This window comes from Rhodoferax sp. GW821-FHT02C08 (assembly GCF_059421805.1).
The window spans coordinates 1-11,112 of the sequence record NZ_JBWKVR010000047.1; the positions used below are offsets into that span (position 1 = coordinate 1).

Annotated in this window: 3 protein-coding genes; all 3 read right to left on the reverse strand. The window is 63.2% G+C overall.

The genetic code is table 11. From position 1 onward, the window contains the following. Positions 1–1,396, reverse strand: a 1,396-nt coding sequence (locus AC07VY_RS26350) for a hemagglutinin repeat-containing protein (protein WP_495100106.1), incomplete at its 3' end; no start/stop codon positions are given. Between the two features lie 135 nt (positions 1,397–1,531). After that, positions 1,532–1,999, reverse strand: a complete 468-nt coding sequence (locus AC07VY_RS26355) for a hypothetical protein (RefSeq protein WP_495100107.1) — start codon at positions 1,997–1,999, stop codon at positions 1,532–1,534. Between the two features lie 2 nt (positions 2,000–2,001). Continuing rightward, positions 2,002–11,091, reverse strand: a complete 9,090-nt coding sequence (locus tag AC07VY_RS26360) for a hemagglutinin repeat-containing protein (protein ID WP_495100108.1) — start codon at positions 11,089–11,091, stop codon at positions 2,002–2,004. Positions 11,092–11,112 lie beyond the last annotated feature (21 nt).

An 11,112-nucleotide genomic window follows, 5' to 3' on the forward strand; every position in this document is an offset into this window, starting at 1 on the left:
CCATGGCATAGCTGGCGCTGCTGGTGTTTTGCGCGGAGGCAACCACCAGGTTGTTGCCCGCGGCCAGCAGGGTGCTGCTCTGGGAGGTGATGTTGCTGCCTTGCACCGCCAGGTCGTTATTGGCTACCACGGTGACGGTGTTGCCGCTGACCTGGCTGCCCACGCTGGTGCTGGTGCTACCGCTTTGCGTGATGCGGGTACTACCCGAGCTGAGGAAGCCCGAGCCCTCGGCATAGCTGGCCGTGTCCAGGCTGCTGGTGCGGGTGGTTGCGCCGATGCTTACGTCATGGCCCGCCACCAGGGTGGTGGCGCCGCTCAGGCTGGTGATCTGGGCACCCTGGGCGGTGAGGTCGGCACCGGCGCGCAGGGTCAGGTCGCCCTGGGCCTGCACCGTGGTGCCCACGGCCTGGCTCTGGGCAAAGCGGGTGTAGTTGTCTGCATCGCGTGTGGCGTTGATGCTCTCGGCCTGGGTGACGGCTTGCAGGTTCAGGTTGTTGGTCGCCTGCAGCGTGGCCGTGCCGGCGGAGCTGAGGATGGCGCTGGTGAGGTTGATGTCGCGCCCGGCTGCGGCTACCAGCGTACCCGGCACGCCATTGGTGCCCGTCACATACAACCCGGCCACCCGGTCGATGCCGGTAAAGCTGTTAGTGCCGGTGATAGTGGACTGAGTGGTGGTGGTCACGTTGATGTCACGCCCGGCGGTGGCCAGCAGGTTGTTGCTGGCGCTGATCTGGCCACCGATATTGTTCAGGTCGGTGGCAGCCTGTACGGCCACGTCGCTGCCGCTGATGCGCCCGCCCAGATTGTTGATGTTGTCGGCGGTCAGGCTGACCACGCTGCGGCCGGCAATGGTGCCGCTGTTGGTCAAGTCGCCCGTCAGGTTGAGGTTGACCGAACCACCGGAGAGCAGGGCTCCGGTGTTGCTCAGATCCCCATCGCGCACCACGGCGTAGAGCTGCGGCACCAGGACCTTTTGCGTACTGCCGTCGGCCAGGGTGACGGTCTTCTCCACCAGCCAGACCATGTCGGTGGTGAGCTGGGCCATCTGCGCGGGCGAGAGGGCTACGCCGGGCACCAGGTTCCAGGCCTTGGCATAGGTGGCGCCCGAGGCCAGCAGGGCCTGGTACTGGGCTTCGTCGTTTTGGTAGCCGGTGAGGAAGCGGTGGCCCGTGAGTTCGGCCACCTGCTCGCGGATCAGCTGCTGTTCGTAGAAGCCATCGCCCAATCTCTTCTGCACCGTGGCGGGGTCGTAGCTCAGGGCGGTGAGCAGGGCGTCCGAGCTGAGCCAGGTGCGGTAGTTGGCGTAGGCCGGGTCGGTCTCCACCAGGTAGTGGCTGGTGCTGCTGGGCGCTGTGTGGAACAGGCTGGCCGTGGGCAGGCTGGTGTTGGGCAGCACGCTTTGGACTGTGCCGCCGCTGGCGGTGCTGACCTGGGTGAGGCGTGGTGTCGCGGATGAATACTATTGAATTGATAGCTGCTTGCGCAGGTACTCTGTGCGCTAGAGGCCGATTTGATGCCAATCAGCGGAAACTCAATCGGTCGGCCTATCCGCAAACCCCGCCTTAGCAAGTGCATCCATAGTTTCTTGTTGCTTTTTATTTAGCTTCTTGTTTTTGAAGCTTGCCTCAAATTCAAGTTCGTCTTCTAGCGAATTCCATTGTCTTACTGGCGACAACTCGCCACTCTCCATGATTGGGCACCAGCCAATCGAACTCTTAAAAAAAGATAGATCCACAATATCAAAAACATGCTCACCTGTTTTCTTCAGCGTAACCATGCCAAAACAGTAGTGCGAATACTGACCACCCGCACCAGCATCAGCGCGTTCATCGATCACTCTTTGAGTCCAGCCTTCCACAACCCCTGTAGCCTGCGGCAAAGGGTCTTGAAACAGTAGTTCAAACGAACTACCTCGAACTCGACAGAAGCAAGGAATGTTCTTTTGTTCAAGCAAACTTTGAACAACGAGGTTGTCCGGCAATTGGATTTTTAGCAGCATTTTTATTTTCTCGAGGGCACTGGTGTTGTCGCAGGCTTTGGCACGATCACCTCACCCGTAAAGCTCTTGTTAAACGTGGTGACAGGACTGAAATATTGTGCGCCCTGTGGATCACGAATTGCGATTACTTGCACGCCATTTCGTGTTGTAACTCCATCAACTACCACAAAGTGGGAGAAATCGCTTACTCCTGGATCGGCAACGCGGACCACCACCGGGGTACCATTTTCTGTATAGCGTGCCAAATCACTCACGTTACGCCTACCTAGCGCGATCGCATCAACACCCTGGGATTTCATCAAGGTCGCGACATCAGTCGAATAGATGCCTTCTGCGGTCGGTGGAATTCTTTGGATTAACGTTGCAACATCAACGGGCCTACCCATCGTATCCAACGCCATTCCGCATGAATTGGCGCCACAGGTAGGGACATTTCCTTGATTCAATACCAACCGATCACCGTTCCTTGGCATCGCATCTGCAAGCAATGGATTCTTGGCTCCTCCTGCGGTATCAGCGGCTATCACGCTCCCAGTTCCCCCGGTTGCCCCCGTACTGCTCACCTCATAAGACTGCTTCGCCGCACTATTCGCAGCAGCTTGAGCATTGATCGCTTTATTCGCAATCACCGCCTCCACCGTCGCAGGTGTCATCCCTAGCGCTGCATAGGTTATAGCCGCTGCCTGCGGACTCATCCCCAAACTTTGCAGAACCTGCTCCCCCTGGGTGATCGCCGCATTGCCCGTGGCAGCCGTGGTTGCGCCGGCTTTCAGATTGTCCGCCCCCGCCACGATGCTAACGGCACCCAACACGCAACCGACTCCGGTGGCGCATTCACCGCTACCCGAAGCAATGAGGCCAGCACCACCCACCGCCTGTAGTACGCCAGCGGCACGCGTGCTCACCTTGTTTTGCTTTGCGGGGTCGATGATGTACTGGTCCACCCCGGTGTACTGGAACAGCTGTTGGACGTTGCGCCCCTCTCGGCCTTGTTGTTGCGCCAGTAGTGCTTTTTCATCAGTCAGACCGCTGCCTGCATCTTGTAGACCTTTGAGGTAGGCGTACTTGGGGTCATCCTTGGGCACACCATCGGCACAGTGCACCAGCGCGCATGCAGCTTCCGTCAGCAGGACCTCCTTCTGCGGATCGCCATTGGCCAGCTTCTTGATGCGCTCCGTCTCGGTATGCGTCAACTGCCGGTTATTTGCATCCGTATTCAACGCAGTAGCCGCCCCGACGGTGCTCCCCCCACTGGCCACGCTGCCCACACCGATGGCCGCTCCTTGCATGGCCACCGCCGCCACCCCATGGGCTACGCTGGCGGGCAGGCCCGCATTGGTCAGGCTGTTCTCCAGACTACTCTGCATCGCATTGAGCGTAGGTGCCGCCGAGGCCACCGCTGTTGAACCCAGGGCGCCATTGATTCCCCCCGAGAGTCCACCCACCACCGCATGGGCGGCAATGCGGTAGACGCCTCCTTCATCCCACTTGGCCGCTTCGGCTTCTAGCTGCTGGGCCTTGGCTTCGTCACCATTGGCGCGCGCTGCTGCTGCATCCTGTTTGTCCTTGTCACGCTGGGCACCCGCATAGTCCCCCACCGCCTTGCTGGCCTGCTGCCCAAAGGCCTGCATGATGGAAGCCTGTGCCTGCACATCGGCCTGGACCTTGTCTTTGTCAAAGACATTCTTCACCCCGGTCTCGGCGTCGCCGGTACGGGCTGCGGTATTGCCCGCAATGCCGGTGATCCCGGCCTGGGTGGTGCTGCTGGCATTGCTGGCCATGCTGCCCACACCCCCGCTGGCACCGCCGGTGCCCACGCTGGCGCTGACGCTCTGGGCGCTGAACTCGGCCTTGTTCTGCAAGTCCGTGGTGGTCAGCTTGCCCCCGGTGCTGAAGCTGTTCAGCCCCGCATCCACCGCCGCCTGGGTGCTGCTGATGACGCCACCCGTGAGGGTGGTGTCGCCCTTGACGGCAACCTGGAAGCCACCGTCGCCGGCGCGGATACCGCTTTGTGTGACCACGCTGTTGAATTCGCTGTCCACGCGGGTCTTGGACATGCTGGCACTGGCGCTGGCGCCCGTGCCCACCGTCACGCTGCCGCCCATACTGGAGCTGCTGCTGTGGTAGCTGCTGCGGTCCTGCAAGCTCTGGATGGTGAGGTTGCCGCCGATGTCGGCGCTGACCTGGGGTGCGGTGATGGTGGCCCCGGCCAAGGTGGTGTCGCCCCCGCTGTACAGGTTCACCGCCTTGCCGCCGCTGACGGTAGTGTTGGTATAGCCCAGGTCCGAGCCATCGCCCTTGCCTTTGCTCTTGCTGGCACTGGCGCTGACGTTCCAGCCATCGGTGCCATAGCTCACGCCGATGCTGGAGCTGCTGCCTTGGCTGGTGCTGTGCTCGCTGCTGGTGTTCTGGGCGGCTTGCAGCACGATGTCGTTGTCGGCCTTGAGCGTGGTGATGTTGCCCGCGCTGATGCTGCCGCCCTGGATGAGGATGTTGCCGCCCTTGCCCGGGTCAGTGGATGCACCTGCAGCATCTTTGGTGCGGGTAGCCACAATGCTCACATTGCCGCCCGCGGCCACGGTAGAGCCCGCGGCGCTGTCGCTCTGGTCAGAGGTCGTGCTGGTGCTGCTGCTTTGACCGTAGCTCAGGCTGATATTGACACTGGGCTTGCCGCCGCTTTTGGCCATGTCGCCCATGGCATTGGCCACCGTCAGGCCGGCGGTCACGGCGGCCAGGGCCTGCATGCGCTTGTTGCTGGTCTGGCCAGCGGCATCCGCCATGTTCTCTACGCCCTGCATGGCGGCGATCAGCGACCCACCCATCCCCAGCGTGAGCCCACTGCTGCTCTGCTTGGTCACGGTGCTGCTGGCACTGGTCTCGCGGGCCTCGGTGATGGCCACATCCTGGGCCTGGATGGAGATATTGCCTGCTGGAGTTTGCACCGCACTGCCCACCTGGGTGTACTGCTGGCCCGCACTGATGGCCACATCCCCGGTGAGCGAGGCCACCGTGCTGCCTGCCGCCGTCGTGCCGTTGCCCCGGCTGTCGGTGCTTTGCTGCTTGCTGCCGATGTTGATGCCTCCGTCTAACGAGAAGCCGCTGCCCTTGCTCTCGAAGAAGCTGCTGCTGGTGCTGCGGTTGGTATCCGAGGTGATGGCGATATTGTTCTGCGCCACCAGGGTGGTGCCCACATCACTCACCACCTGGGAGCCGGTGACGGCGATGTCGTGGCCGGCCGCCACGGTGACGGTGTTGCCGCCTATGCTGCTGGCCTGGGCATTGTCGGCACTGCCGCTGCGGTTGGAGCGGGTGCTGCCGCTGCCCAGCATGCTGGAGCCCTCGGCATAGCTGGCCGTGTCCAGGCTGCTGGTTTGGCGGGCGGCGCTGATGCGCACATCGTGGCCCGCGGCCAGGGTGGTGGCACCGGCGCTGCTGTTGACGTTGGCCCCCACGGCGCTGAGATCATTGCCCGCGCTCAGCGTCAGCGCCCCGCTGGCCTGCACCGTGGTGCCCACGGCCTGGCTCTGGGCAAAGCGGGTGTAGTTGTCTGCATCGCGTGTGGCGTTGATGCTCTCGGCCTGGGTGACGGCTTGCAGGTTCAGGTTGTTGGTCGCCTGCAGCGTGGCCGTGCCGGCGGAGCTGAGGATGGCGCTGGTGAGGTTGATGTCGCGCCCGGCTGCGGCTACCAGCGTACCCGGCACGCCATTCGTGCCCGTCACATACAACCCGGCCACCCGGTCGATGCCGGTAAAGCTGTTAGTGCCGGTGATAGTGGACTGAGTGGTGGTGGTCACGTTGATGTCACGCCCGGCGGTGGCCAGCAGGTTGTTGCTGGCGCTGATCTGGCCACCGATATTGTTCAGGTCGGTGGCAGCCTGTACGGCCACGTCGCTGCCGCTGATGCGCCCGCCCAGATTGTTGATGTTGTCGGCGGTCAGGCTGACCACGCTGCGGCCGGCAATGGTGCCGCTGTTGGTCAAGTCGCCCGTCAGGTTGAGGTTGACCGAACCACCGGAGAGCAGGGCTCCGGTGTTGCTCAGATCCCCATCGCGCACCACGGCGTAGAGCTGCGGCACCAGGACCTTTTGCGTACTGCCATCGGCCAGGGTGACGGTGCGCTCCACCAGCCAGACCATGTCGGTGGTGAGCTGGGCCATCTGTGCCGCCGAGAGGGCTACGCCGGGCACCAGGTTCCACTGCTTGGCGTAGGTGGCGCCCGAGGCCAGCAGGGCCTGGTACTGGGCTTCGTCGTTTTGGTAGCCGGTGAGGAAGCGGTGGCCGGTGAGTTCGGCCACCTGCTCGCGGATCAGCTGTTGTTCGTAGAAGCCGTCGCCCAGGCGCTTTTGCACCGTGGCCGGGTCGTAGCTCAGGGAGGTGAGCAGGGCATCCGAGCTGAGCCAGGTGCGGTAGTTGGCGTAGGCCGGGTCGGTTTCCACCAGGTAGTGGCTGGTGCTGCTGGGCGCTGTGTGGAACAGGCTGGCCGTGGGCAGGCTGGTGTTGGGCAGCACGCTTTGGACTGTGCCGCCGCTGGCGGTGCTGACCTGGGTAAGGCGTGGAACCGAACTGGGGACAGGGGTGGCTGCGCGTGTGCTGTTAGGCGTCTGGGCATTGACCAGGCTGCCAATGGCATCGTTCGCTAGCGACGCGATCAGCACGTGCACGCCGCCGGTGGTTTGTGCGCCTTGCACCGCAGCTGTAAGCATCTTATTGCTGACGCTGGTGCTTGCTGCGCTGCCACCTGTGTTCCATTGGGTGACACCCAGCCCCAGGGTCAGGGTGGTGGGGGTGCTTTGCGTGTAGCTGCCGGTATTCCAACCATAGGTCGGGTCGCAGCCGAAAATATCGCAGTCTTCCCCATTGACGCCCCAGCTACTGATGGTGCCATTGCGGGTGTTGTTGGCGGTGACCGTGGTGGCGTGGTTGTTGACCGCTACGCCTGTGATATTGAGTGCGCCGCCCGCGATGATGCGGCTGTTGTCGTTGAGGTTAGCGCTGCTGACATCCAGGCTCAAGCTACCTCCGGACAGAATTTGCCCGGGTGTGCTGGCTGTGACTTCGGCGCTTTGCGTGGTTTCGGTGTAGCTGCGGTAGGTCTGGAAGGACATGAGGCCGCTTTGCACCGTGCTGCGGAAGGCATTGATCTTGAGCTGCAGGTCTTTCCACGGCTGGGTAGATGCCTCGTAAGCAGCGATTTCCTCAGCGGTGGGGGCCTCGCAGGAGTCACAACTCCCATGATCGGGGTAGACAGGAATGCTGATGGTAGGCGCGGTTACGCCAAAGGTAGCCCAGATACTGCTGGTGTTGTCGTAGCTGTAGACGGCGGGGTAGTCGGTGGAGGAGCCAGAGTTGCTGCCAGACCCGTGGGTGATGGTATAGGCCGCCACATAGGCGTCGGGACCGTCGTAAAAGGGCTTGTATTTAGGGTCGGCATAAGGGCTGGACGGCAGCACGCCACCTGTGGAAGGGGCGGACTTCACCAATCCGCCCCCGGTTTTGTAGTTGTTCCACTGGTGCGTGAGCCCGCCAACGGTGACCCATGCAAAGTCGGACTCCACATACACGGAGGAGCCATCGGTGGAGATGTAGTCGGTCTTGCTGGTGCTGGCACCCGGCGTCAGGGTATAGGCAAAGCTGGGGTTCAGGTTGTTCAGCGTGGCGGTGCCGATGGCCAGGTTGCCTAGCGCCTGGATGGTGGAGCCGCTGTTGGTAACGGTGCCGGCCGCGCCGGTGGCATGGCGGTTGGCGTCCAGGCTGCCGCCCATGGCCAGATCACCGGCGCTGAAGATAAGTGCGCCATTGCTGTTATTGATGTTGGTGGCGCCTATGTCCAGCCGGCTGCGCGCGGCAATGGTGGCGGCGGTGGTGACGCCGCCTGCGGTCTCGGCATCGTTGTTGACCGTGCCGGCGGCGACGCTGATGTGGTCGCCGTAGATGCGGCCGGTGCCTATGTTGTTCAGCGTGCCCGCGTTGATCTGCGTTTCGGTCCCGTCGATCAGTCCCCGGTTGGTGAGGGTGTTGCTGGCGGTGAGCTGCGTGGTGGTGGCCGTGAGGGTGCCGGTGGCCGTGTTGTCGATGTTGCTGGCGCTCAGCGACAGGGTGTTACCGGCCTGCAGCGTGCCGCTGTTGGTGATGTTGCCGGTGGTATTGATGCTGGCATTGCCATTGGCCGTGACTTCGTCGGTGTTGTTGTAGTCGCTGGTCAGGGTGATGGCCAGGTTACCTTGCGACAGCATCTTGCCGTTGCCCGTGAGGCTGGCGGCATTCAGGCTCAGCGCCTGCAGAGCGATCTGCTTGCCACTGGTGTTGGTTACCGCCAGCGTCTTGGTGGTGCCCAGGTCTTGCACGGTCAGGGTGTTGCCCGCGCTGACCAGACCTTGGCTGTTGTTGATGCTGCCGCTGCTGCTCAGGGTGGCGTTGTTGTCGGCGCGGATGGCGCCGGTGTTGTTGGCAATGGTGTTGGCGGCAACTGCCACGTTGTAGCCTTCGATGCCCTGGTCGGTACCCTGTGTATTGCTGTTGGTGACGGTATTGGCCGCCAAGCTCAGAGTGCCTGCGCTGCGCAGCAGGCTGGCAGTGTTGTTGATGCTGCCACCCCCCACGTTGATGGATACATTGCCCAGTGCCTGCACTTGCCCGCCACGGTTGTCAAAGCCAGTGCTGGTGAAGGTGACGCTGGCATTGCCGACGATCTGCCCGCCCACGCCACTGCTGGCGGTATTGCGGACCTGGGCGGTAGTGGCCGTCAAGGCGCCGCCCGCGCCTACGAAGCCCGCTGCGTTGTCCAGGTCGCCCGTGGCAAGGGTCATGGCGCCCTGGGCGCTGAGTCCGCCAGCGCCGTTGGCGTAGCCGGCCGCATGCGTGTTAGTGAGGGTTTGGCCGTGGGTGTCGATGCCTAGCGACGTGCCTGCTTGTACCAAGCCCGCGTCATTGTTCAAGGCACCGGTTTGCAGCGTGGCGCTTTGGCTGGCCACCAGGGTGCCCAGGTTGTTGTTGAAGCTTTGGCCCTGGGTGTTGATACTGATGTTGCGACCGGTGATGCGGCTGCTGCTGCTACTGCCTAGATTGCTCAAACCGGCATTCTGCAGCGTGACATCCAGCGCGGCCTGGATGCTGCCGCCGTCATTGGCCGTGGTGCCCGAGGTGCTCACGCTCAGCGCGTTTTGCACGGAGGCGACAGTGCCTTGGCTGTTGTTGAGATGGGCGGCCGTGAGGGTGACATCGCCGATGGCGGCCAACAGACCGCCGGTGTTGGAGATGGTGCCTGTTGCGGTGGCGTTCAGCTTGCCGCTGGCGGTGATGCTGCCTTGCGTGTTGTCCATGCTGCCGGTGACCAGCGCTACGTCACCTCCGGCGCCCAATTGGCCGCTGGCGCTGTTGTCTACGGCTGCGGTGGTGGTGAGGGCCAGATTGCCAGCGGCCTGCAGGGAGCCGCCTTGGTTGCGCAGGCTGTAGGCGTCCACATGGACGTCACCGTTGCTGGTAATGGCGCCGGCGCTGTTGTCGGTCGCGGCAGTGGTGCTGATGGATAGTGTCCCCGTGCCCGCGTGCTGGATTTGCCCACCCGCATTGGTGAGTGTCTGGGCCGACAGCACCAGGTTTTGGCTGTTGCTGGCGATCACGCCGTGGCTGTTGTCCAGGGTGTCGGTTACCTGCAGCGCCATGTCCCCTGTGCCGGTCTGCAGCAGTTGTCCGCCCACATTCGACAGGTCGTGCGCGCCCAGGTTGAGTTGGTGGGCCGAGAGCACGGCGCCATCCGTGCTGAGGGTCTGTGTGCTGCTGGCGCTCAAGGTCTGTGCGGCGACCAGCGTGGCGTGGCTGGCGTTGAGGTTGCCGGCGCTGGCAGTGAGGGCCAGGTTGACCGCGCTGGTCTGGCTACCCGACAGGTCCAGCGATGCGCTATCCAGGCGGACAGAGCCCGCCGCGATGTTCTGCCCGTTGGCCACCAGGCCTTGGGTGGTCGTGATGTGCAAGTCGCCAGTGCTTGCAAGGCTGCCATCGGCCTGCAACCCCGCTGCCAGCAGACTGGAGGATGTGCTGTGGAGGTTTTGTGCCGTTATCGTCGTGTCGCCCAGCGCTGCGATGACACCGCTGTTGCTGACCGTTCCGCTGGTGGTCAGGGTCTGGCTACCGCTGGCGTACAGGGTGCCGGTGTTGCTGACATTCACTGCTTGGATGGCCAGGTTGCCAGCTGCGGTGATCTGGCCAGCGCTGTTGTCTAGATCGGCCACTGCCAGCGTTACGTTGCCGCTGGTGGTCTGCACCGTACCCCGTGTGTTGATGAGGTTTCCACCAGCCAGGCGGAGGTCTTGGGCGGCGCCGATGGTGCCATCGGTGTTGTCTAGGCTGGCCGAGGCGGCAATATTCACGCTTTGGTTGGCGCTGATGTGACCCTGCGTGTTGCTGAGGGTGCTGGTGCTTGCCAGGAGCTTGCCGTTGGTGGCGATGGTGCCGCCGGTGTTGTCCAGGTTGCCGGCCAAGTTCAGCACCAAGTCACCGGTGCCGGTTTGCAGCAGCTGCCCGCCTGCGTTGGACACGTCATGCGCGGCCAGGTTGAGCTGGTTGGCCGAGAACACGGCGCCATCGGTGCGCAGGGTTTGGGTGGTACTGGCGGTCAGGGTCTGGCTGGCGATGACGGTGGCGCCGGTGGTGGTGACATCACCTGTGGAGGCTGCCAGGCCGAGGTTGCGGCCGCTGAGCTGCCCGTGGCTGATATCGACGCCGCTGCCGGTGAGTTGCACATCGGCACCAGCCAGGCTTTGGCCCGCCAAGGTGGCTGTGCCCGTGGCGGTGACGGCGAGGTTGCCACTGCTGCCCACGGTATTGTCTGCGGCCAGTCCGGCCGCCAGCACGGAGCCACTGGCGCTGGTGATGCTGCCGCCGCTGGTGACTGTGGTGTTGCCCAAAGCTGCGATCAGCCCGGTGTTGCCGATGTTGTTCCCGGCAGCCAATGTGGTGTTGCCGCTGGCGTAGACCGTGCCGCTGTTGGTGATAGTGCCACTGGTTTGTGCGCTAAGGTTCTGGCTGGCAGTCAGGCTTCCGGTATTGCTGAGCCAGCCATCGTTGCCCAGGACCAGGTCGCCCGCGTTGGCCACCAGTACCCCGGCGTTGCGCAC